The sequence below is a fragment of the Blastocatellia bacterium genome, from assembly GCA_035573895.1.
Lineage (GTDB): Bacteria > Acidobacteriota > Blastocatellia > HR10 > HR10 > DATLZR01.
Window position 1 is genome coordinate 1 of record DATLZR010000006.1, and the last position, 24,547, is coordinate 24,547.

Here is a 24,547-nt window from a genome sequence, read left to right on the forward strand (position 1 = left end):
ATCCCCGCCTCTTCCAGACCGGGATTCTTTTAGCGGGGGACAGGCACCCACAGCAAGGCGCGGCGGACGATCCGGATCTGTGACGGCTGTAGACCGATCGTATAGGGCTGACAATCCGCTGCTTGTTCGAGCGTCTCTGTAATCAGGGCATTGAGACGCGCTTCGACATCCGCAGAAATTCTCGCCAGCTCTTCAAAAAGGGGCTGGATTTCTTCCGGGGGGTCGTCGAGGCCGTGCGTCGTCTCAACTTCCCCGAGCAAGAAGCTCCTGGGGTCATCGAGCACGATACGAGTCAACCGCGTTTCCAGACGGGAGACTGCCATCCGACGAATTCCATCCAGCTCCTGCAGCCGTTCGCTAGTAACGGTTTCCGGCAGGGGAGCCTGGCGCACCTGCTCGAGTTGCATCTTGAAATGTCGGGCCAGCTCTTTCAACTCGGGCTCTAATCGTTCCCATACGCTGTCGGAAATTCGATGGAGGAACTCCTCACGGCTCTCGCCCAACTTGCTATAGAGCTTCAATCCAGCGCTGTAGTACAGCGTCAACTTCTCCGTCCGGACGAGGAAGTCAAGCAGATCGGTTTCCATTTCATCCCATTGGGCGGGCGACACAGAGACGGTTTCACCATAGGGAAGAATGTCCGGACGAGGCTCCGAAGCCAGCCACTCCGGCTGAAGGTCTTTCACCGCCGGCGCACTCCAGTCAGAAGCGGCGCCCGGCTGAGGGAGCCAGGTCGTGTAAAAACGGTCCTCGGTATGAATCACCTCGGCACGAGGATCACGAAACTCCACCACGCATTCAAACAAGACGGCGGGACGATAGGATAACTGGCAGCCCGAATGCGAGTCAGACCCTTCCGGGGGATTCAGCCATAGCTCGGCGCGAGCTTCCGATTGGGTCTCCCTGGACATCACCACGACATCTCCCTCCCCTCATTCATCCATACGGCGAACATTTTCAATTTTCGGTTCGACGACGAGCGATTTATGGTCGGCGAGCCGGACCAGTCCCGGAGTAGCGCGAGGAATTTTACTGACAAACTTCCGCTCTGTATAGTGAACGACGACCTTGCCCGAATCGCGTGCCTGACTGAAATAGGCAGCCAGTTGAGCAGCTTCGAGGAGCGTTTGTGGCGGCACCGTTTCTCCCTTCCGTTTGCGCACGATGACGTGAGAACCGGCGTAATCAGCAGCATGAAGCCACAGATCATGGGGGCCGGCGATCTTGAACGTCATCCGTTCGTTATCCTCCGCGCTTTTGCCCACCAGAATCTCGTATCCATCGGATGAGAGGAAGCGGCGGACTCCGGGAATCCTGCGGGTGCGTTTCTCTGAGCGATCTCGACGAGTGAGGGACGGTCGCCCATCCGCCCGACCGACGACGTTCAGGAGATCGTCCACTGTCCTGGCCGATGAAACGGCCTGACGTCGTTGTTCGAGCTGCTCGATTTCCGCCAGAGCCCGGGCCTGTTGGTCAGAGATCATCTGTCGGCCCCGCTTCGCCTTCCGATAGCGAGCGAAATAGGCCGTGGCTGCTTGCTGCGGCGTTTGCCCTACGTCGGCGGGTATCTCGATCTCTACGCCATCGGGATCGTAATAGTTGACCACGCGGAATCCATGATTAGTTCTAACCGCTGTCGCAGCATTGGCCAGCAGAAGATCGCCCCACATTTTCCACTGCTGTTCATCACCCAGTGCCTGAAGGTCGGCCTCCAGGCGGTGGATGAGCTTCTGTTTCTTCTCGATTTGCTCTTTGATTTCGGCGAGAGCCCTCGCTTTCTGCCGGTGGAACTGCTCGATCTCTGCGACAAGACGATAATAGACTGCGGCGGCCTCCACCAGCGAGTCATACCGTGTCTCGATCATTCCCGCGCACTGCCGCAGGGGAATGGGCGAAAGCTTCAAATCTGAGGGCTGAAGGTCGCCGGGTCTCATGGCTTCCAGCGGGAAAGGAGAATAGATCAGACCAGCCGTCGGCTTGTTGAAAAGGTCGTCCACAACGCTATGAAAGGCGCGGTATGCAAGGACCGGATCGGGAGTCTCCCCATTCTGGATCTCACGGAGGCGGGCTTCCACTTCGGCGGCAAAGAGTGAGCCGAAACCATCAATCTCGCGGGCCAGGACCTCGGCAAGCGACTCACCTTCCGCGACGAGCGCAACGAACTCTTGCTGGCTGAGTGATCGAGGATCTTTCTTTCCTCGCGACGGCGGAGCATGGAAAAGTTCGCCGGCGCGATTGCTTGCATTCCCGCGGTCAGCGAGGCGCTCGATGATGCATCCCCTTTCATCCAGAAGATAGAGATTGGCCAGTCGCCCAATGAGGACTGCGGCGAGAGTTCTTTCGATTGGCTCCGTGTGAGTGGATTCCTCCAGCCAAACAGTAAAACGCAGAAACGCTACACGATCGTATCCGGGAGATTCGATCGTGCGGAGACGGGCGCTCTGCAGATGTTTTTGAAGGAGAAGCCCGAACCGATCGGAGACGACCTCTTCAGCCTCGGGCTTCCGGCCAAGTGAAAGGTAGGGGCGTTGTGGTTCGCACGAAAGAATGAGCCAGTCGCGATTGATCTTGAGGGCGACGACATTATCGGCCACCCGCCGAACCTTCTCGACCCGCCGCCCGCAGAGCCGGTCAGCAAGCTCGCTCACCAGTTTAACGAATATCACACCGTCCATGAGACTTTCTCCGATTGTCGGTGCGCGGGGTGGGATTCATCTTGTCATCGTGCTCCACATAACTCATCTGTTCCGGAGTGAAGGCGCCAACCACCGCTCTCTTTTCGAGAATGATTTTGGGCTCCCCGGACTGAGCTGTCAAGCAAGCCCGCAGTTATCGTTTTCCGGAAAAATCAAAGCATGCGCCTACGAACCGATTCATCGGTCAGGAAATCACCGGCAGTCACATCAGTGATCTCGGTGGGGATAGTCCCGGCTTCCGGGCGGAGGCGAGAGTAGATCGGTAACTCCTGCCGCGACTCAATTTTCATGGTCTCGGCTTTTTCCCGAGGGTGACAACATCGCGAATGAAAGAGCACTGTCGCCTCAGGCGCTCCTTGAGACCTCGTCGTCTCTGCCGTGAAGGGTGTGGGATCCAGGCCGGCATGGATTGCTGTCACAGGATGGGAGGCACTCCTTTCGCCACCCCGATTTCATGCCCGCGCTCTTTTCGTTTACCAGGCGCTGGAGTTATTGCTAGACTTAGGGGCCGAAGTGAAAAACAGAGTGACACGTGAGTGACACTATGGACTTCAAAAACTCAATTCTTGATCTCATCGGGCAAACGCCGCTTGTCAGGCTCACCAAAGTGACCAGGGGAATTGACGCGCTCGTGCTGGCCAAGCTGGAATCCATGAATCCCGGCGGAAGCGTCAAGGACCGGATCGGCATTAGCATGATTGAAAGGGCCGAGCGCGAAGGGATCCTCAAACCGGGCGGGGTCATCGTTGAACCAACGAGCGGTAATACAGGCATCGGCCTTGCGCTGGCGGCAGCCATCAAAGGCTACAAGGCGATCTTCGTCATGACCGATAAGGCCAGTCAGGAAAAAGTTCGCTACTTGAAGGCACTCGGCGCCGACGTGGTCATTGTGCCCGTGTCGGCCAAACCGGATTCGCCCGATCATTACGTGAATACGGCGCGGCGCATCGCCCGGGAAACGCCCGGGGCTGTCATGCTCAATCAGTATGCCAATCCCGCCAATCCGGAGGCACACTACCGCACAACAGGACCGGAAATCTGGCAGCAGACCGAAGGACGCATCACGCATTTCGTCGCGGGCATCGGCACGGGAGGAACCATCAGCGGCGTCGGACGCTACCTGAAGGAGAAAAATCCCGCCATCCGAGTCATCGGTGCCGACCCCTACGGCTCCGTGTTCAAAGTCTATAAGGAGACGGGCAAGCTCATGGAAGCCACCCCCTATCTGGTCGAAGGGATCGGTCAGGAAGTCATCCCCGAAAATGCCCAGCTCAAGTACGTGGATGAGATCATCAACGTCACCGACAGAGATTCGTTCAATATGGCCCGGCGGCTGGCTCGGGAAGAAGGAATTTTCGCGGGAGGCAGCACCGGGACGATTGCCTATGCCGCCCTCAAGGTCGCACAGAACCTGACGAAGGACCATGTCGTGGTCTTCATCGTTTGTGATACAGGCGAACGGTACCTGTCCAAGTTTTATTCCGATGAGTGGATGAAGGAGAAACGGCTTCTCGGCTTCGAGCGCATGACGCTGGGGGTACTCCTGCAGATGAAGGATACGAGCATGGTTCCTGCGCTCGTCTACGTCACCCCATCGGATCGCGTCAGTGAAGCCCTGCACAAAATGAATCATTACGGCCTGTCGCAGGTGCCGGTGCTCGAGGACGGACGCTCGGTCGGCAGCGTGCGCGAAGCCCGGCTGATGGCCCGGCTGTTGAAAAACCGCGACCTGCTCAATGCTCCGGTGCACGATGTGATGGAGGCTCCCTTCCCCGTCGTCAATGAAAATGTCGAAGTGGAAACCGCGGTGAAATACCTCAAAAACTCTCCGGCCATCCTCGTGGAAGAGTACGGCCGCATTATCGGCATCATCACCCGCTACGACGTGCTCGATATGCCCTCGTGAAAGATCAGCGGTTTCCGCTCAATCGCGTGTCGTGCCCCGAAAGGGAGCACCGACGTTGCCCCTCGGTCCTCCTCCCTAGACGGGGGACCTCCTGTTCTCGTTGAGGGATCATTGCGCGGTTCTTCCCTGGTCTGGGGGAAATCACCCGACCGTTGAGTAAGGAATCTCACGCAGCTTCCCGCGTCAACCGATGTGCAATGGTCAATCCCCCTCATTTTCCGTCACATAGACGATGATGCTTCCGCCCCAGAAGCTCGGCACGAAAGTTGCCCCTAACATAATGGATGATCTTAGGGCACAAAACCAGGGCGGAGTGAAACCTCGTGGCTTTGCTCCTGCCCGGTCTTGGTGCCCGGGGGAGGATAATGCGATGGCCGTCCTGACCTGGATCATTGGCCTCGGCTTAGCAGTCGTCATTGGGCTCTTGCTGCTCGTCAGGTATCGGCGCCTTCATGGTGTGCGCGTCATCACCTGTCCGGAGACGGAACAACCGGCGGCAGTGTGGATCCGCGCCTGGCGGGCCGTTATAACGAGCATCTTTGGCCGACCTGACTTTCGCTTGCAGGATTGTTCGCGGTGGCCCGAGAGGCGAGACTGCGGTCAAGCATGTTTGAGTCAAATTGCAGCAGCGCCTGAAGAGTGCTTAATCCGAACGATTCTCACCCGCTGGTACGCCGGGCGCCGTTGCGCTCTGTGCGGCAAAGACCTGACCGAAACTGATTGGCTTCATCACCGTCCCGCCGCGATGACAGCGGAGCGCGTGACTTTCGAGTGGAGCGAAATTGCCCCGGAGAAAATCCTTCAAGCACTAGGGAGCTGCTTCCCCGTATGCTGGAACTGCCACATTGCCGAACAATTTCGCCGTCAGTTTCCCGATCTCATCACTGATCGCCCGTGGCCGCCGGGGACATCGCACCGTGCGATGTAGGTAAGCAGGTGCCCAAGGGTAACATCTGACCAGTGAAAGGCCGAACGACGTAGTTGAAACCGGAAAGGAAGTCTTGTGGGAGAATTTTCCCATAACCCGGTGGTGTGTGATTGAAGACCCGCTATCCCTATGCGCTGCCGTGTCCTGAAGTTTTTCGATTCCTGAAACTTATCCTCACGGGCGGAAAGACCTGCGGATTTCGGCACGCCTCTTGCTTTCCTTCGGGCGATTGTACACATGCCCAGGAAAGCGTACAGAATGCGTCCTTTCTCTCGCCACCAGGGGGATGGAATTTCAATGTCTGGAGATAATGGCGTCATGTTCCAATCCCTTCCTGCAGATTTGGGGCAAGGGAGAGGGCATCAGGCCGCTCTATGACACCCGGGATGATCTCCGCATTATGACCGGTGTGGCCGAGAAGCTCGCCGATCTTACAGGGGATCAGCGTTTCCGCGACTACTGGAAATTCGCTCTCGAAGGCCGGGAGGAGGTATACATTGATTGGCTGCTGGACGGCTCGACGACGACCAGAGGATATACGACGCGCGACATCCTTGACGGGAAGTACGGGGAACCCGGAGCGGCCCTCATGCTCTTCCGAACCTATCCGCGCGTGCCTTTTTACGAACAGGACCACGATAGCATTCCCTTCTTCACTGATACTGGTCGGCTCAATGCCTACTGCGACATACCTGAAGCGATCGAATACGGTGAAAACTTCATCGTGCACCGCGAAGGACCCGAGGCGACGCCTTATCTGCCCAACGTCATCGTCTCGAGCAATCCCTACATTCGTCCCGGTGACTACGGGATTCCCTCGACGGAGATGGACCCGGAAAAGCGGGCTGTTCGCAATATCAAGCTGCCGTGGTCGAAGGTGAAGCTGACCAAGAATCCCCTCTGGGAACAGGGCTTTCGCTTTTATTGCCTGACGCCCAAGACGCGCCATCGCGTCCATTCGCAGTGGAGCGTCTGCGACTGGAACCTGATCTGGGACTCCAATTTCGGCGATCCCTACCGGATGGACAAACGCACTCCGGGTGTGGGCGAGCATCAGATGCACATCAATCCTCAGGCCGCGAAGGACCTCGGCATCAACGATGGGGACTACGTGTGGGTGGATGCCAATCCCGTTGATCGTCCCTATGTGGGGTGGAAGCCGGATGATCCCTTCTACAAAGTGGCCCGGTGCATGGTTCGCGTCAAATACAATCCCGCTTACCCCTATCACGTCGTCATGATGAAACATGCGCCGTTCATTGCGACGGAGAAAAGCGTCAAAGCGCACGAGACCCGGCCCGACGGTCGAGCCCTGAGCGAAGACACCGGCTACCAGGCGAATTTCCGCTACGGCAGCCAGCAGTCAGTCACGCGCGATTGGTTCATGCCTATGCACCAGACCGATAACCTCTTCCACAAGAAGAAAGTCGAAATGGGCTTCCTCTTCGGCGGCGAGGCCGATAATCACGGACTCAACACCGTTCCCAAGGAGACTCTCGTGCGCATCGTCAAGGCGGAGCCCGGAGGCCCCGACGGGAAAGGCGTCTGGCCAGCGGCGACGACCGGCTTCACGCCCGCTCAGGAGAACCCCGACATGCAACGGTATATTAACGGTGAGTTCGTGAGCGTCAAAACCTAACGGTGAAGAAAATGAGCACACAGATCAACGAACAAAAACCGACGAAGCAGCCCGAACCGGATGATCCGATGGAACTGGTGATGGTTCCCGTCCCCGGAGGAAATCCTGAACTGATGGCCACCTGCATCGTCGAGGAATACGCACTTCTGGGGATGGGAGAAGAGGAGATCTTTCGATTGTTCCGATCACCTTTATACCGGACTCACGCATTTTATCTGAGCTATGGTGAAGCGTGGGTGCGGACACTCATTCGCCGCGTGCTCCAGAGAACCGGACGATTCAGAGTCCGGATTGTGGAGTCACAACAGCCTGACGACCGCGAGGATAACTTGCGCATTCTGAAACCTGGGATTCCCAGTCGGCGATCTCACGAGGGAGGGAACCATGGCTAAGGTCTACAACTGGCAAATTGGCCGAGAGATGCTCTATCCCTACGAGGAGAGCCACCCCCGGTGGCAGTTTGCCTTCGTCTTCAACACGAACCGATGCATTGCATGCCAAACCTGCAGTATGGCCTGTAAGGCGACGTGGACCTTCTCGCGGGGCCAGGAGTACATGTGGTGGAACAACGTGGAGACCAAACCCTACGGAAGCTATCCTCACTTCTGGGATCAAAAGATTCTGGCGCTGCTTGAACGGGCGAACCCGGGGGGACAGGTATGGAACGTTCGTCGCAAACAGGACGGGCGTGCCCCCTACGGCGTCTTCGAGGGCAAGACAATTTTTGAAGCCATCTCTGAGGAACAGAACGAAGAGGGGGAGACGTTCCAGCAGACCTCCGGGCGGGTGCTCGGTTACCTGCCGAGCGATGAGGAATGGACGGCGCCTAATCTCTACGAGGACACGGCCTGGCGTCCAGCCGACCAGCAGGCCCGCTGGGGTGGCACGGGTGTTTCCCTGCCGACGCACCGAACCTGGTTCTTCTATCTTCAGCGGCTCTGCAACCATTGCACGTACCCGGCTTGTCTGGCAGCCTGCCCGCGCCAGGCGATTTACAAGCGCCGCGAAGACGGCGTCGTTCTGATTGATCAAGAGCGCTGTCGCGGCTATCGCAAATGCGTGGAAGCCTGCCCGTACAAAAAGCCGATGTACCGTGCGACCACCCGCACATCGGAAAAGTGCATCGCCTGCTATCCGCGCCTGGAAGGCAGAGACACGGCAATTACTCCCGACGGTCAGCCCATCGAAACCCGGTGCATGTCCGTGTGCGTGGGAAAAATCCGAATGCAGGGACTCGTGAAGATCGGTAAAGATGGAACCTGGGAGAGAGACCCGGACAATCCCATCTACTACATGGTGCAGGAAGAGAAGATCGCCCTGCCGCTCTATCCTCAATTTGGCACTGAACCCAACGGCTTTTACATCCCTCCCCGTTGGGTGCCGATGAGCTATCTCGTCCAGATGTTCGGCCCCGGAGCCGCTCATGCCGTCGAAGCTTACGTCTGCCCATCCCGGCGCATGCTTGCGCTTCTGCAACTGTTCCGGGCGACGCGGGCCATCATTTTCCGATTCAAAGTTGAAGAGGGCAAAAAGATCGGCGAAAGCGAAGTTACTCTGCCCGACGGGCGAACGAGGACGCTGGAAATCTTCAACGATACAATCATCGGCTACGACCGGAAAGGGCGAGAAGTCGTCCGCCTGACGGTCGAGGAACCCTTCTATGAGCGACCCAGGGACTACTACAACAGCATCTAGCGCCAGCACCGATCCATCCGGCGCCTGGGGTCTCGCCGGACCGGCCACGGCCGAAGAGGCACAGTTTGCAGGCGAAGCGACGTCGTTGCTCGCGCATCGGGATCTGTGGCTTCTGGTGAGCGTGGGTTTCGTGGATCCTTACCATCGAGATCGCTTCGCTATGCTGACGGACGCAGCATTTCGACAACGGGTGATCGAAGCCGCAGCAGTCGTGGCCGATGAACATCCGAATGTCGAAATAGGCCCCGGCGAGAGATCGCCTCACGAGCTGTCGCCGGGTGCGCTATTTGCGCTCCTCGACAACGAGGCTCATCGTATCCAAGCCACCTATCGCCAGGTTTTCGGACTGACGGCAATTTCTCCAACTTGTCCTCCCTGCGAAACCGAATGGGAACCTAACACGGACATTTTCTACCGCTGTCAGCGACTGGCCGACATTGCGGGATTTTATCACGCCTTCGGACTGGAATTATCCCCCTCGTGCGGAGAGCGGCTCGATCACATCAGTGTGGAGGCCGAGTTCCTGTACGTTTTGCTGGCCAAGGAAGCGGCTGCTCTGGCCGATGGAGATCACGAAGCCGTGGACATCTGTCGGGATGCTCGACGAAAGTTCTTCCAGGAACACGTGGGATGGTGGGTGCCCGCTTTCGCTCGGAGCGTTGAACGTGTAGCGCCACCGGGCTACTATCGCCAGTTGGCGCAGTTCACAGCAGCCCTTTCGGCCGCCGAACGACTGAGCCTGACCTTGCCTCCCTTCACCGTACCGATGATTCCCCGGCCATCTTTGAATGAAGCACCGGTGGCCTGCGAGGAATGCGGATAGAACGGGTGTGAAAATTTAAGAGGTCTCACCTGCCGAGTTAGCTCCGCAACGACTGGCCAGGCCGTCTCGATCGGTCACACACCCGGAGATTCGAGTGCATTGGACCGCGCCTTCTCCTCGGCCAGCTCCTGTTCTAATTCTTCTTTGAGCTGCCGGAGCGTCCGACGCAACCAGTCGGCCACCGCTTTTTCCAACCGCTGTTGATCACCGGCCAACTCGAGCGATGCGACAGTTTCGCCGGCCTCGTTCAGCGGAATATAGTGACAGGGCACGTCAGCGTTCTTGTATTCGTCGGGCACAAAATTGAGCAGGATGCATCCCTCACAGGTATCCGGGGGATGATCGGGATCAACCCAGTGGTTGATACAGGCAACCGAATACTGGAACATAGATTTCGGCTTCCAGGGATCAGCTTCGGTCAGGCGCGACCGCGGCGATCGTCCATAGCCGCCGGCTTCAATGATGCCCAGTTCGGTCTCCAGCAGGGCGATCATGTCTTCTTTAGTTTCGGCATAAGATCGCGGATGAGCTACCATGATGGCATCCTCCCTCTGTCATAGCGGCCCCGGGCAATGACGTACTCAGCGACGCCATTGCCATCGGTCCGAGCGATGAGCGACATCACGCACTTGGCTGGTTTGTGTCTCACCCATCACCGTCACTATTGAGTGCAATTTATGTGCCGAACATCGGAGCCCTCACGCGGCGACGAATAAGTCGAACAAGATCAGATGAGTACACTCACAGGACCGTGGAATGATCGTCTTCCTCGAGGGGATTTGGCCAACCCGGTGAGTCTTATCCCCCAGCCTTTTTGTGAGGATTTCACCGAAGGCGCTCAGAACGACCCGCTTTTGCCAGACCGTGAGCCTTAGCACGCCGGGCCATCGCGTTCTCTTCCTCAGAATCCCGGACATCACCGAGAGTGATGCCCGCCGGGCACGATACTCCGCTGTGTGCCTTGCTCTCCCTCCCCAGTGGGCTGCCCTTTAGCGACACTCCGTATTCTGATTTTAGTCGCAGATTGGAAAGTCTCCGCCACTCGGTGAGGTTGGAGAGAGGTGCTTCAGGCAAACGCTGTAATCGTCCGGCTATGCCCCCTGCATGCCGAGGATTCTCCCAGGTGGTCTTTCACGGGCCCTTTCTGTTGTGATAATCAACGGGCCGATTTCCGCTCAGGGTGTGTGAAATCACCCAGAGGGGACATTGGGTCCCTGGTGGTTTTTCTGGCGCAAACTGAAGTGAGACGGTAATATTGTGTGCAGAAAGAGTTAGAGACGGATCGCAGGAGGTGCTCGCCTGCGCTGGCTGGCACGAAATTTGCAAATGCTTTCGGCTCGGATGTCAGCGACGATGACGAGGCTTCGCAGGTATGGAATTGTAGCGGTGCTTCTAATAAGCACGTACCCCGTGTCGGCTGGGCGCCCGCTTGCTTCTTCGCCGCAAAAGAAGATGGAGAGCGCCGACTGCATGGCCTGTCATGGGAACCGAGAACTCACCAAAGAGGTCCAGGGGCGCCAGGTAAGCGTCTACGTCAACGAAGAAGCACTTAAAGCATCGGTTCATGGCTTCCTCAACTGTGGCGACTGTCACTCAGACGTGAAGGATTATCCTCACGAACCCACTCCGCAAAAGGTATCTTGCGGCGAATGCCATTCGGAAGCCGTCGCTGCCTACCAGCAAAGCGTTCATGCCAAAGCTCAAGCTGAGGGGCGACAGCAGGCGGCAACCTGCCTTCAGTGTCACGGACCGGCCCATGAAATCCGATCCTCAAGCGACCCGGCCTCGAAAGTGTACCGCACGCACATTCCTCAAACGTGCGGCAGTTGTCACGGGGTGAAATTCGTCATGGAAGCCAGCGGTATCAGTGCCCGTCCGTTCTTCTCCTATCAGGAGAGTGTTCACGGGCGGGCGGTGGCCGCAGGATCGTTGAAAGCGGCTGTCTGCACGGATTGCCATCGAAGTCATGATATCCTCACAGCGGCAGATCCTCGATCTCCGATCTTCAAATTTAATGTGCCTGCGACCTGCGGTCAGTGCCACGAATCCATTGCGCGGGAATTCACCGAGAGCATTCATGGACAAGCGATACGTCGGGGCAACTGGCAGGCGCCGGTCTGTTCCGACTGTCATGGTATTCATCTGATCAAGCCGCACATTGATCCGACGGCTCCGGTGGCGGCGCAGGCGCTGGCGCGAACGACCTGTGGTCAATGCCACGAAGGGGTGCGATTGTCTCAGGAATTCGGCGTCGCCTCCGGGCGCGTCTCCACATATCTGGATAGTTATCATGGGCTGGCGACCACGCTCGGCTCGAAAGTAGCCGCCAATTGCGCCAGTTGTCACGGCGTTCATAACATTCTTCCCTCCTCCGATCCGCGGTCAATGATCCATAAGGCGAACCTCGTCACGACGTGCGGCAAGTGTCACCCCGGGGCGAGTGAAAACTTTGCCCGAGGCAATGTTCACGTCGGCGTGCCGGTCACTCAGGACATGGCCACGATTGTGAATCGGTGGGTTCGTCAGCTCTATCTCTGGCTGATCGTTGTGCTCATCGGTGGCATGATCATGCACAATGCCCTATTGTGGCGGCGAAAGGCACTTTTGATCCGTCAGCGGCAGGTTCGACCAATCGTGCGGATGAACACAGCTCAGCGTATTCAGCATCTCGTGTTGCTGACGAGCTTCTTCCTGCTCGTGCTCACGGGATTCGCCCTGAAGTATCCGGATTCGTGGCTGGCCTGGTTGCTTGGATCGAGCGAATCCTTCCGCCGCATCGGGCACCGCGTCGCTGGTGTCGTCTTGCTCGGGGTCGGGATCTATCACCTCATCTATATCGTGCGAACCCCTGACGGACGTCAGTTATTCCGGGACATGCGCCCGGTCGCCAGAGATATCTACGATCTCCTGGCCCAGATTCGGTTTGGACTCGGACGCACTTCGGCGCATCCGTCGTTCGGGCGCTTCGGCTACGCCGAGAAGGTTGAGTACTGGGCTGTGGTGTGGGGCATCCTGATTATGGGTGTGACCGGCTTGATGGTCTGGTTCAAAGTTCAAACCACAAGTATTCTCCCCCGATGGACGATTGATGTCGCCCTGACGATTCACTTCTACGAAGCCGTACTGGCCACGCTGGCGATCTTCGTCTGGCATTTCTATCACGTCATCTTCGATCCCGATGTATACCCCATGAACTGGGCCTGGTGGGACGGTCGGGTATCGGCGGAATGGTATCAGAGGGAACACCGTGAGCATTATGAGACAATGATGGGGGCCCAGCAACAATCTCCTGAAGAGGAAGAACGCGAGGAACCCGCTGCTGAGGCCGTTGGTACACCGAGTTCGATCACCGAGTCCCCCACCGACGGAGGGAGCCCCCATCCCCCTCCGTCTTGCGGGGGAGGTCCATAACGGGAGCACTCTCCCGGCATAAGGACGAGACGACGTTGAATCTGGGAGCACCGGTATGAGAATGAGAGGCAACGTTGCTCTTGCTCAGCGGGCGGCGCCTCCTCCGCGGGTGATGGATGAGCATGATGGGGATGGTGATGGAGTTGCGCTGCCGGTATAGCTCATGAGGAAGGGGAGGAGCTAGATGGTGAAGCAGATCAAAATTTGGTTTTGGGACATGATCCGGCTCTTTGGCCGGAACTGGATCACGGCTCTGGGGGCGGCATTGGCAACGGTGAGCGCCCTTCTCATTATCGCCTTTCTCATCCTTGGACTTCTGGGAAACGAGGAGACTCCTTACGTCGGAATCATGGCATTTTTGATCCTGCCCGCCGTGTTCGTCCTGGGACTCCTCGTTATCCCGGTTGGCGTGTACTGGGAACGAAAGCGCGCCGCTGGAAATCCGACGCCAAGGGATCCAGCGCAGATTTACCCGAAAATTGATTTCAGCCTCCCGCATGTTCGGCGGGCCGCCGGGTTGGTGACGTTCCTCACAGTGGTCAACCTGCTTCTGCTATCGCTGGTAACTTACGAAGGCGTTCAGTACATGGACTCGGTTCCCTTCTGCGGGCAGGTCTGTCACTCAGTGATGGAGCCGGAGTATACGGCCTACATTCGCTCACCTCACTCACGGGTCAAGTGCGTTGAGTGTCACATCGGACCCGGGGCCCCTTGGTTCGTGCGCTCGAAGCTGTCAGGTGTCGGGCAAGTTCTAGCCGTCGCCTTCAACACATACAACCGCCCGATTCCAACGCCGGTGGAGAACTTGCGGCCCTCACGCGATACGTGTGAGCAATGCCACTGGCCGGAAAAATTCACCGGAGATCGCATCAAGGTGATCACCAAGTTCGCCGATGATGAAGCCAATACGCCTCTGAAGACCGTTCTCCTCATGCACATCGGCGGGGGCGCCCAGGGCAGCGGGGGTATTCATAGCTGGCACATTGATCCTCGAAGGGAAACCCGCTACATCGCCGCCGATCCCCAACGGCAGACTATCGCCTGGGTTCAAGTTCGGGAATCTGACGGGACGACCACCGAGTATACGGCCAGGGAGAATCCTCTCACTCCCGAGCAAATGGCACGAGCGGAAGTTCGCGTGATGGATTGCATTGATTGTCACAACCGACCCACCCACATCTTTCAGCATCCCGATCAGGGAATGGATGATGCCCTGGCCAGCGGACGAATTGATCGTTCTCTCCCCTATATCAAGAAGGTGGGGACGGCTGCTCTCACCGAGGCGCGAGGGGAGAAATCAGCCGCCCTTCAAATGATCGCCCAGCGCATCCGCACCTTCTATCGAGAGAATTATCCATCTCTGGCAGAGAGTCGGCGGGACGCCATCGAAGCCGCCATCGGGGAGATACAGGCGATCTACAGCCGCAACGTTTTCCCACAGATGAACCTCACCTGGGGGACGTACCCGAATAATCTCGGTCACGAGCGATTCCCCGGATGTTTCCGCTGCCATGACGATGCTCACGTGAGCCGCGACGGAAAAGCCATCCGTCAGGATTGCAACATCTGTCATACGCTACTGGCAATCGAGGAGAAGGAACCCGAAGTGCTCAAACAGTTGGAGATTCGATGATCTCACCCGGACAAGTGAAGGGTTGCGCCGGGTGCAGTTGTTCTTACAGGGAGACAGGTATGGAAAGACGAACGACACTGTCCCAGATCATGGCCGGAGCTATCATCGCTGCCGTGGTTGCAGTGGCCCTGTTCCTGCTCACCGGGGTGGCCGTCAGTCAGAGCGAACGCGATGGAAGCAGAGGAGAGACCCACCAGGAACCACAGAAGGAAAGCGCCTATGTCGGAACGGAAGCGTGTAAGCTTTGCCATGAGGAGATTTCCAACCACTTCGCGCAGACGGCGCACGCGATCACGCTCACCTCGGCGAAATATCCGGAAAGCGAACGTGGATGCGAGGCCTGCCATGGACCGGGGAAAGAGCACGTGGACGGGGGCGGCGATGTCACCAAAATCTACGGCTTTCGCCATCGGCCCGTGAGCGAGATGAACAGCCGCTGCCTCAATTGTCACGAGCGACAGGAGGAACGTCACAACTATCGGCAGTCCGAGCACGGGCTCAACCAGGTAGCTTGCATTGATTGTCACTCGTCGCATGCCCCCCAGCGGATCGAGAATCTCCTGGTACGCCGTCCGCCCGACCTCTGTTACACCTGTCACGGTGAGATCCGCCAGGAGTTCTCCAAAACTTTCCATCATCGGGTTCCCGAAGGAGGACTTCAGTGTACCACGTGTCACAATCAGCATGGCGGATTCAACGTCACACAAACGAGAGAAACAGCGGGGGGCACCGATCCTATCTGCTTGAAGTGCCATACGGATAAACAGGGACCGTTTGTCTTCGAGCACGCACCCGTCAAGCTGGAAGGGTGCACGATCTGCCATACACCTCACGGTTCGACGAATCCCCGGCTTCTGAAGCGGCCGACGGTTCATCTGCTCTGCCTCGAATGCCACGCCGATACGCCGGGAATTTTGGGGCCTGAACCGCCGGCGTTTCATGATCTTCGCACGGCACGCTTTCAAAACTGCACGACCTGTCATGTGAAGATTCACGGGTCGAACGTCAACAGACTCTTTTTGCAATGAGTCGAAGAGAGAGGTGGGGATGAAGGCACACCTGTTAGTTCGCCAGTGGTTTTCGCGGGAGGATCCTATGACGACGCACAAAATAACGCAGGCGAGCTTCACGGATCATCTGGAAGATATCCGAAGCGATGTCTCAAAGGCATCAGATTTCGGCGACTGTGCCGGTGGGCGACGGCCCGGGCGAGCGTTCCGGCCCGTAAGCGTCCTGATCCTTCTGACCTGCGCACTGATGGCCGGCAGGCCGACGCTGGCTCAAGAACCAGCGTCTGCCAGCTCATCCCAGGGTCAAGCCCCCGCTGCCGAAGGAATTCGCTGGGGAGGAGTGGTTACGACCGGCAGCTTCACGATTGGCGGCCGTCACCTCTTCGCCGGGGGGAATCGCGATGTCTATCGGAGCCAGATTAATTTGGGCAACGGGTTTCGCCTGCTCGGCGTATCGGTTGAATCACGAGCCCCGGAAAATACCGGCCCGCTCTTTGACTTTCTAACCTACGAGATGGGGAACTGGGGCGATCCCTACAATGTCGCTCGGCTGCGGGTGGAAAAGCGCGGCATCTACCGGTTTGACGCAGGCTATAGTCGCATCGAGTACGTCCACTTCTTGCCGACATTCGCCAACCCTCTTCTCGGTCGGGGTGTGCTCTTTGGCCAGCATAGCTTCAATGCGTCCCGGCGACAATCGGGCTATTCGCTCACGCTCTTTCCTCAGCGCGATTTCAGCCTCCACTTCGGCTATGATCGCAACAGCCAGTTCGGCACGGCCTTTACGACGTTTTCCATCGGGCTCGATGAATTTCTTCTGCTCGATCCCGTGAGGACGACGACCGACGAATATCGCGTCGGCGCCGACCTCCGATTGAAGCGCGTTTTCCTCACGATTGAGCAAGGGTTTCGGGCGTTCAAGAACGACATCCACACGAATCAACCACCCGGGGCTCCGAATCCGGGCAATAATCTCAGCCCGGCCAATCCAACGTCGCAAAATCCTCAACAGATTCTGCTCACGGGGCTCCTCCGGGGAAGCGCCATACGGGGATTCGTCCCGACGACACGACTGGCGTTGCACTCTCATCTCTTCCAGCCACTCTACGTCACCGGACGATTCGTCTACAGCGATGCCTCCATTGACTTCAATCGCAATGAAGCGCTCGCCGGAGTGCTCTTTGATCGCACGGTGTTGCGCTATTTCACGGGGCAAACGTCGAGGAGCATCGCCGATGCTTCCCGACCCAATGCCGTCGCCGATGCCAGCGTGAACTATCGGCCGCATCGGCGGTGGACCTTCACCAATACGAGCCGATTTAACCACTTCGATATCGCCGGTGGCGTCTTCACGCAAACGACGCAAACCCTGGGCTCCGACCTGCGAGGGAATCCGCCTCCTCCCAATCAACCACCGCGAGTCACGAGCGAGAGGCTCAGCGCCCGAACGTTCGTCAATTCCTTTTTCAACCAGTTTGAGGGAATCGTGGAGATCGGCTCCCGGTTGACGCTTCGCGCCGGACATCGTTTCACGCACCGGCGTGTGGAACTGGTTCGTCCGGACGACCCCGCACCGGAAGAGTCCACACTCAATACCAATGCGTTTGTCGGGGGGCTGAGTTTGCGAGCGACCAACACGCTCCGCTTTTTTTCTCAGATCGAGCGGGGGACGAGCGACAATGTCTTCACCCGCGTGGCAGCCTATCGCTTCACCCGATTGCGCATCCGCAGCGAATACCGACCGACCTCGACTGTGACCATCAGCGGTCAGGCCCTGTTGACCGATTCCCGCAACCCGAATCCCTTCGTGGACAACCTCCGTCGTCACCGCGGGATGAACCTGACGGCAGCCTGGTTTCCCAGCGATCGCCTGAGTGTGACGTTGAGCTACTCGCGCACTGACGTGTCCTCACTGATCAATATCGTCAATCCCCGGTTCTTCACCGTCGAACGATCCGTTTACATCGCCAACGATAACTACCTGGACGGCGATATTGATCTCACGCCGGTGAAAAACCTCCGGCTAGCCGTCGGCTACAGCATCGTCAATGCGCAGGGCACCTTCCCTCTGAATTTTCACCAGCCCCGGGCGCTCATCTCGTACAACTTCCCCCGACGCATTGTGTGGGCGCTCGGCTGGCGGTGGTACGGCTATAACGAAAAGGGGCTGGCACTGCAGGATTATCGTGCCCACACGCTCACGGCCAGCATGAAACTGAGCTTTTAGCGCAAACTGAGTTTACCCTGGAAGCTACCGCGCCCGTGCCTGCAAGGTGCGGGGTCTCTCAGGGTTTGGGAAGTTGAAAATCACTGTAAGGCGAGGGGACTAACCCACGATGAGAATCAACTGCCTCTCCAATGAAGCCTGCATCAGCAAGCAACCGGTCTAGCCTGGGGCGAATCACAAGGTGAGCCAGAGGGCACGGTCCTTCAATTTGCCCAAGCCCAGGACGGGGCGTCCCATCCCGTCGCCGGTCGCATGTTCAGGCACATCCGTTTGGCTCGACGGCATGAGCCGTCTGCTGAATCAGGCTTGAAACGCCAAAGAGGATTCAATTTCAACGGCTGTTTGCTGAGCCAGTAGAGCTGGCTGGGGCGGTTTCACGGGCTTGCAGAGAGAACAGTCTGAATCACAGGCCACAACTCGCCCACGTCGTTTCGGCGACTCTTGCTTTTGGCCATCGTCTCATGGATATTTTCAGCGAATCACGATGAGCGACGTGAGGCGAGAAGTCGAGGTGAAGATTCCGTGCCAGGAGAACCCTCTCGACCGGTTTCCGGAGCTGGTTCGAGAGATCGTGGCAGCCCGTCACTTCGAGGACAACTGGTTGCTCGATTTTGACGACCGTCGCCTGGCTCGCAAGGATTCTGTCCTGAGGGTGCGGCTCGTTGGCGACCGGGGATGGATCACCTTCAAACGGGCGGTGAAGGATGACACGCCATACAAAGTCCGGGAGGAGATCGAAGCTGAGACCGACAACCCGCAGGCGGTGCTGGCTCTGTTGCGCCATCTCGATCTTAAACCGGTTTTCCGGTATCAGAAATTTCGCACATCCTATCGGGTGAGCCTTCCGTCGGGAGCATCGCTCAGCGCCATGTATGATGAGACCCCGATCGGGAACTTCCTGGAGGTCGAAGGGACCGAAGCGGCTATTGACGAGTTCCTCGGTCATCTTGGGATCGCCCAACACGCCGTGATCACGTTAAGCTATCCTGCACTCTACAAAGCCCGCTGCCGCGAGAGCGGTGGATCCGATACCGAGATGGTCTTCGGCGACACGACGATGGCCTGAGAATCGCTCTCCGAAAGCGGAGACTTGCGATGGGGATTGTCGGTTGAGAACACGAACGAGGTAACCGATGCGCGCGATGATTCTCGCCGCCGGATTGGGGACGCGGCTCTGGCCGCTCACGGCAGACCGCGCCAAACCGGCTGTGCCTTTTCTCAATCGGCCGATCATAACCTACACGGTCGAGTACCTGAAGAAGTTCGGCATCTACGACATCATCGTGAACCTTCATCACCAGGGCGAGTCCATTCGCCGCGTCCTGGGTGACGGGTCGGCTTTTGGGGTCACGATCACCTATTCCGAAGAAGCAGAAATCCTCGGCACAGGGGGAGCCCTCGATAAGGTCCGTCATCTTCTGGCGGATGACACCTTCGTCGTCGTCAACGGCAAAATCATCACGGAGATTGATCTCGCTGCCGCCCTCTCGACGCATCGTGAGCGGCGGGCCCTGGCTACACTTGTTTTGCGTCGCAACCGCGAGTGGGACCGCTTCAGCATTGTTGAGGTGGATGGCGACGGACGAATTCGCCGCTTCGGCGGGTTCCCTGCCCCTCTGACGGAAGAGGGAGCCCCTTCGATGCCAGCGGGCGCGGTTCTGGACGACCATGCGCCCCTCATGTTCACCGGCATTCAAATTCTCGAGCCGGAGATTTTCGAGTTCATTCCTCGAGGTCGGTTTTCACACACGACGCTTGAGGCTTATCCTCGCGCCATCGAAGCGGGGCGATTGATCGCCGCTCACGTGGCTGAAGGGCGCTGGTATGATTTGAGCACGCTGGAACGGTATCTCCGGGCGAGTCTTGAGCTCCTTCAAGAGCGAGGCATGACCGCTCTCCTGGGAACGGGATCGAATGTCGAAGATGGAGCCGCCGTGACCGGTTCGATTCTCTGGGAACGTGTCTTTGTGAATCGCTCGGCGACACTTCGTCACTGCATCGTTGGAGACGATGTCGTTATCCCGCCCGACAGTCACTTTGAGCGCGTAGCTATCGTACGCGCTGCGCTGTGTTCGGCTCCTCCCGAACGAGGGAGTATTATCGGGGATAATCTCGTTGTCCCGTTTTGAAGGACAGGATAATCCTCTTCCTCAGGGTGTCGAAAAACCATAGAGCCGGAAGCACAGTCCGGACAGGAATGACGATCTCCAGGCCTGAAAACCGCCCACCAGAACGCGGCGATGTTCTTTCAGATGCGTGAGAGTGCCAGTTCCAGGGCGCGCCGGCAGCAGACCCGCGCCAGGTGTGCGCGATACTCCGCCGAAGCGTGAATATCCTCCAGTGGATCAACGCCCTCGGCCGCTTTGGCGGCGGCATCGGCGAGAGTCTGGCCCTCCATCTTCTGGCCCCTAAGTGAGGCCTCGACGCCTTTCGCCCGATATGCCTTCGCGGCCACTCCCGTGATCCCGATGGCAGCATCCTGGCAGATATTGTTTTGATCTACCGTAACCAGAGCTGCAACGCCGCACAAGGCAAAACCCGAGGCCTTTTGCGGGATCTTGATATAAGCCGTTCCCGTTCGAGGCTTAATTGCGGGAATGCGGACGGACACCAGAAGCTCATCCGGTTGGAGGGCCGTCGTCAGGAGATCAACAAAAAAATCCTCCGCCATCACCGACCGTTCCCCACGGGGACCAACCAGGTGCATCTGCGCCCCTAGAGCCAGGATGGCTGCCGGATAATCGGCTGCCGGGTCGGCGTGCGCGAGGCTCCCTCCGATCGTCCCCATGTTCCGAACTTGAACATCACCGATCTTGCCTGCCGCTTCAGCCAGCACCGGGCATTTTTGCCTGATGATGTCGGATGTCTCGACGGCATGATGTCGGGCAAGTGCCCCCACCACAATGGCATCTCCTTCGTCCCGAATCGAGGTCAGCTCTGCGATCCGGCTCAGGTCAATCACATACTTCGGCTGCGCCAGACGAAGTTTCATCAACGGGATCAAACTGTGTCCTCCCGCCAGAAGCTTGGCTTGGTCACGGTACGTGCTCAGAAGCGAAACGGCTTCGCTCACGCTCGATGGCGCGAAGTATTCAAAGGCACTCGGAATCATCGTCCCCTCCTCGTGAAAGCCGCTGATTTCTCAAACCCGTCGTGATTCTTCTCCGGCGAAAGGTCATGATGGTTCCTGAATGTCGCCTCAAACGCGATGAACCAGTCGCCAAATCTTTTCCGGTTTGAGTGGCATATCAATATGCCGAACGCCAAGCGGGGAGAGAGCGTCAACAACGGCGTTGACAATAGCCGGGGTCGCCGCGATCGTTCCCGCCTCTCCGACGCCTTTGACGCCTAGAGGATTGACCGGCGACGGCGTTTCCGTGCGATCGGTTTCAAACCACGGGACATCGGACGCACGGGGGATCGCATAATCGGTCAATTCCCCCGTGACCAACTGCCCGGATTCATCATAAACAGCCTCCTCGAAGAGCGCCTGTCCGATGGACTGCACGATTCCCCCGTGAACCTGCCCGTCCACAAGCAGCGGATTGATCACTCGTCCACAGTCATCCACGGCGACGTAGCGTTTCAGTTCAACGGCGCCCGTCTCGGGATCAACTTCGACGACGGCAATATGCGTACCGAAAGGAAAGGTGAAATTCGTCGGTTCAAAGAAGAATGTCGCGACGAGCCCCGGTTCCATCCCCGGCGGCAGGTTCTTGGCTGCGTAAGAAGCCGCTGCGACATCCCGAAAGGACACGGCTCTCTGGGGGTTATCCTTGACGAAAAACTTTCCGTCTTCAAAGCCGACATTGGCGACATTCTCCTCGCCGAGGAGATGGGCGGCGAGCCGTTGGGCCTTTTCTTTCACCTTCTGGGCAGCTCCGAAAAGAGCCGCGCCGCCCACGGCAGTGGCCCGGCTTCCGAACGTTCCGATCCCATACTGGACAATACCGGTGTCACCATGAATGACGCGAACATCTTCGATATCCAGACCGAATTCGTCGGCCACGATCTGGGCGAACGACGTCTCCTGACCTTGACCGTGTGGGGAAGCGCCCGTAAGCACCGTCACCCGTCCCGTCGGCTCGACACGAATGGTGGCGCTCTCCCATCCTCCGGTGGCAAGAGCAGGGGATGGCCCCAGAGCACAGATTTCGACATAGCTTGAGATGCCAATGCCCATATACCTCCCCTGATCGCGGAGCTGTCGCTGTTCCCGGCGCAGTTCGTCGTAGCCGATGAGCGAGACCGCGCGCTCCAGAGCGGCGGCGTAATTGCCGCTGTCGTACAGGAGCCCACTGGCCGTCGGGAAAGGAAACTCGTCCGCCCGAGGGAAATTTTTCTTGCGAACCTCGATGGGATCCATGCCAAGCTCTGCGGCCACCAGATCCATCGTTCTTTCGAGCAGATAAGTCGCTTCCGGTCGGCCTGCTCCGCGATAGGCATCAGTGGCCATTTTGTTCGTGAACGCTCCGATGATTTCTACCGAAAGATGGGGAATCCTGTAGGGCCCGGTGGCCATCAGTCCGGTGAGCGTCGGAATCGCCGGGGTCAAAAGCTGATGATAGGCTCCGATGTCTTGAATGATCTTGAGCCGGAGGCCGAGCACGGTTCCGTCTTTTTTCGCGGCGGCCTCGACATAATCAATCTGGCCGCGACCGTGAATTGTCGTCAAAAAGTTCTCGCGCCGCGTCTCGGTCCATTTGACCGGACGGCCGAGCTTCATCGCGGCATAGCCGACCAGAGCTTCTTCAGCATAGACGTTGAGTTTGCTGCCGAAGCCTCCACCGACTTCCGGAGCGATGACGCGAACCATGTGTTCGGGTAATCCCAGCATACGCGCAATTTGGGTGCGCGCGAGGTGGGGAATCTGAGTTGAGGTCCAGAGGGTCAGTTCTCCCCCCGTTAAGTACTCGGCCACGACCGCTCGCGGCTCCATCGCTACAGGAATGAGCCGCTGGTTGACCATTCGCTGCCTGACAACCACATCGGCTTCACGAAATGCACGGTCAATATCGCCGCCGCTCAACCGCCAGACGAACACGACATTGTTGGGAAACTCTTCGTGGATGATGGGCGCTCCCTCTTCGATAGCCTTCTCCGGGTCCACCACGGCCTCCAGCGGCTCGTAATCCACTGTGATGAGGTCAACGGCGTCCCGGGCCAGATACCTGTCTGTCGCGACCACCGCCGCGATCGGTTCGCCAACATAGTGGACTTTGCCCGTAGCCAGTGGCCGGTGTCGGGGGATTTTCATCTCGGCCAATCGCCCCACGACGGGAACGTCGCCGATGCGATCATCAATATCTGCCCCCGTCAAAACCAGCACCACACCGGGAGCGGTTCGCGCCGCCTCAACGTCGAGCGCTTTTATGCGGGCGTGAGCGTGAATGCTACGTACAAATGCCATATAGAGCATCCCCGGCAACCGGATATCATCCACATACCGGGATTGCCCAGTGATGAGTCGAGGGTCTTCCACACGCTTGATGGGTTGACCAACGTACTTTTTGGCCATAATTGACTCCTCGCTAATGTCGTCCAGGTGAGGGTTTCGTCAGTTGCGAGCTGAAATCGGCCCCTGACGAGGCTACCCATTCGCCCCCCACAACCGAATGAGAGCCCCTAAGGGGCCGATCCCTTCATTTTGTCGGCAGCATACCGCACGGCTTCGATGATATGCTGATACCCCGTGCACCTGCACAGGTTCCCTTCAAGCCCATGACGAATTTCCTCGACTGTGGGCTGAGGATTCCTCAAAAGAAGTTGATAGGCGGCGAGGATCATGCCCGGCGTGCAATACCCGCACTGAAGGCCATGCTTGACCCAGAATCCTTCCTGAACGGGATGAAGTGTGCCCTCGCGAGCCAGGCCCTCAATGGTCGTAATCTCACCGCCATCGGCCTGCACTGCCAGGACCATGCAGGATTTCACGGCCACTCCGTTGAAGAGAACCGTGCAAGCCCCACAGAGCCCCGTCTCGCATCCGATATGCGTCCCTGTCAAGCCAAGGACATCCCGCAGGTAATGAACAAGCAGGAGTCGAGGTTCAACCTCATGCCGATAGACAGTGCCATTGATTGTTGTCTGGATTAGTCTACCCACCAGTCACCTCCCTGACCGAAAGAGATACGCCTGAATCTCTGACAAAAGAGATCCCCGCCGTCTGTCAGGGCGGAGAGACCTGCTCGGTCGGGTTTTTCACTCCCTCACCGCCTTGTGGTGATGCATCTCACCACCGGACGATGATCGCACCGAACGTCGGCGGCGTCAGTCCTCAAGAATCTCCAGGCTGACGCGCTTTTTTTGCTTCATTCCGGCGGCGCTCAGGATCGTGCGAATCGCTTTGGCATTGGCTCCTTGCTTTCCGATGACCTTCCCCAGATCAGACTTGGCGACCCGCAGTTCATAGACAATTGTTCCGGCCCCTGCGATCTCTCGGACCTTGACCTCATCAGGATTATCCACAAGCACCTTCACGATTTGTTCGACCAGTTCTTTCATACGACTTGGACCGCCCCCTTTAATAGCTCCTCCTCAACCGCCGTTATATTACACCCTCTTTGCAATAGATTCAAC

The 24,547-nt window shown here is 57.9% G+C and carries 20 protein-coding genes; 12 read left to right on the top strand and 8 right to left on the bottom strand.

Annotation, left to right across the window (positions count from 1 at the left end; genetic code table 11):
* Nucleotides 1–29: 29 nt before the first annotated feature.
* From VNM72_00405 to VNM72_00415, 3 genes are all read right to left on the bottom strand, one after another.
* Nucleotides 30–914, bottom strand: a complete 885-nt coding sequence (locus VNM72_00405) for a hypothetical protein (GenBank protein HXF03859.1) — start codon at nt 912–914, stop codon at nt 30–32.
* An 18-nt stretch (nt 915–932) separates the two neighbouring features.
* On the bottom strand, nt 933–2,675 hold the full coding sequence (locus VNM72_00410) for an NFACT family protein (protein HXF03860.1): 1,743 nt from the start codon (nt 2,673–2,675) through the stop codon (nt 933–935).
* Nucleotides 2,676–2,848: 173 nt separating this feature from the next.
* Nucleotides 2,849–2,986: a hypothetical protein gene (locus VNM72_00415; GenBank protein HXF03861.1), complete on the bottom strand. Its 138-nt coding sequence runs from the start codon at nt 2,984–2,986 to the stop codon at nt 2,849–2,851.
* A 254-nt stretch (nt 2,987–3,240) separates the two neighbouring features.
* Between VNM72_00415 and VNM72_00420 the strand changes: the two genes are divergently transcribed.
* From VNM72_00420 to VNM72_00445, 6 genes are all read left to right on the top strand, one after another.
* Nucleotides 3,241–4,602: a cystathionine beta-synthase gene (locus VNM72_00420; protein HXF03862.1), complete on the top strand. Its 1,362-nt coding sequence runs from the start codon at nt 3,241–3,243 to the stop codon at nt 4,600–4,602.
* A gap of 370 nt (nt 4,603–4,972) precedes the next feature.
* On the top strand, nt 4,973–5,530 hold the full coding sequence (locus tag VNM72_00425; protein HXF03863.1) for a hypothetical protein: 558 nt from the start codon (nt 4,973–4,975) through the stop codon (nt 5,528–5,530).
* 310 nt (nt 5,531–5,840) lie between these two features.
* Complete coding sequence (locus VNM72_00430; protein HXF03864.1) at nt 5,841–7,169, top strand: hypothetical protein; 1,329 nt, start codon at nt 5,841–5,843, stop codon at nt 7,167–7,169.
* A gap of 11 nt (nt 7,170–7,180) precedes the next feature.
* Nucleotides 7,181–7,561 carry a hypothetical protein gene (locus tag VNM72_00435; GenBank protein HXF03865.1) on the top strand — a complete coding sequence of 127 codons (381 nt, stop codon included), beginning with the start codon at nt 7,181–7,183 and terminating at the stop codon, nt 7,559–7,561.
* Entirely contained in the window at nt 7,554–8,864 is a 1,311-nt protein-coding gene (locus tag VNM72_00440) for a 4Fe-4S dicluster domain-containing protein (GenBank protein HXF03866.1), read from the top strand. The genes VNM72_00435 and VNM72_00440 overlap by 8 nt, the downstream gene beginning before the upstream one ends.
* Complete coding sequence (locus tag VNM72_00445) at nt 8,830–9,687, top strand: molecular chaperone TorD family protein (GenBank protein ID HXF03867.1); 858 nt, start codon at nt 8,830–8,832, stop codon at nt 9,685–9,687. Before VNM72_00440 ends, VNM72_00445 begins: the two co-directional genes overlap by 35 nt.
* A gap of 74 nt (nt 9,688–9,761) precedes the next feature.
* On the opposite strand, the gene VNM72_00450 is transcribed toward VNM72_00445, so the two are convergent.
* Nucleotides 9,762–10,223 (bottom strand): hypothetical protein, encoded by a 462-nt coding sequence (locus VNM72_00450; GenBank protein HXF03868.1) that lies wholly within the window; start codon nt 10,221–10,223, stop codon nt 9,762–9,764.
* Nucleotides 10,224–11,157: 934 nt separating this feature from the next.
* Between VNM72_00450 and VNM72_00455 the strand changes: the two genes are divergently transcribed.
* From VNM72_00455 to VNM72_00480, 6 genes are all read left to right on the top strand, one after another.
* Nucleotides 11,158–13,098 (top strand): cytochrome b/b6 domain-containing protein, encoded by a 1,941-nt coding sequence (locus VNM72_00455; protein ID HXF03869.1) that lies wholly within the window; start codon nt 11,158–11,160, stop codon nt 13,096–13,098.
* Between the two features lie 184 nt (nt 13,099–13,282).
* The gene (locus VNM72_00460; GenBank protein HXF03870.1) at nt 13,283–14,731 is read left to right on the top strand and encodes a NapC/NirT family cytochrome c; all 1,449 of its coding nucleotides are present in this window, start codon (nt 13,283–13,285) and stop codon (nt 14,729–14,731) included.
* Nucleotides 14,732–14,790: 59 nt separating this feature from the next.
* Entirely contained in the window at nt 14,791–15,759 is a 969-nt protein-coding gene (locus tag VNM72_00465) for a DmsE family decaheme c-type cytochrome (GenBank protein HXF03871.1), read from the top strand.
* A 67-nt stretch (nt 15,760–15,826) separates the two neighbouring features.
* A complete protein-coding gene (locus VNM72_00470) occupies nt 15,827–17,968 on the top strand; it encodes a hypothetical protein (GenBank protein ID HXF03872.1) in 2,142 nt (713 codons plus the stop codon).
* 484 nt (nt 17,969–18,452) lie between these two features.
* Nucleotides 18,453–19,034, top strand: coding sequence for a class IV adenylate cyclase (locus tag VNM72_00475; GenBank protein HXF03873.1), 582 nt, complete (start codon nt 18,453–18,455; stop codon nt 19,032–19,034).
* A 67-nt stretch (nt 19,035–19,101) separates the two neighbouring features.
* Nucleotides 19,102–20,097, top strand: coding sequence for an NDP-sugar synthase (locus VNM72_00480; protein ID HXF03874.1), 996 nt, complete (start codon nt 19,102–19,104; stop codon nt 20,095–20,097).
* 119 nt (nt 20,098–20,216) lie between these two features.
* Here the strand turns inward: VNM72_00480 and VNM72_00485 are convergent, their stop codons facing one another.
* From VNM72_00485 to VNM72_00500, 4 genes are all read right to left on the bottom strand, one after another.
* Complete coding sequence (locus VNM72_00485) at nt 20,217–21,080, bottom strand: xanthine dehydrogenase family protein subunit M (GenBank protein ID HXF03875.1); 864 nt, start codon at nt 21,078–21,080, stop codon at nt 20,217–20,219.
* Nucleotides 21,081–21,167: 87 nt separating this feature from the next.
* Nucleotides 21,168–23,486: a glyceraldehyde dehydrogenase subunit alpha gene (cutA, locus tag VNM72_00490; GenBank protein ID HXF03876.1), complete on the bottom strand. Its 2,319-nt coding sequence runs from the start codon at nt 23,484–23,486 to the stop codon at nt 21,168–21,170.
* 107 nt (nt 23,487–23,593) lie between these two features.
* A complete protein-coding gene (locus tag VNM72_00495; GenBank protein ID HXF03877.1) occupies nt 23,594–24,076 on the bottom strand; it encodes a (2Fe-2S)-binding protein in 483 nt (160 codons plus the stop codon).
* A gap of 162 nt (nt 24,077–24,238) precedes the next feature.
* The gene (locus VNM72_00500) at nt 24,239–24,472 is read right to left on the bottom strand and encodes a KH domain-containing protein (GenBank protein HXF03878.1); all 234 of its coding nucleotides are present in this window, start codon (nt 24,470–24,472) and stop codon (nt 24,239–24,241) included.
* Nucleotides 24,473–24,547: the final 75 nt, after the last annotated feature.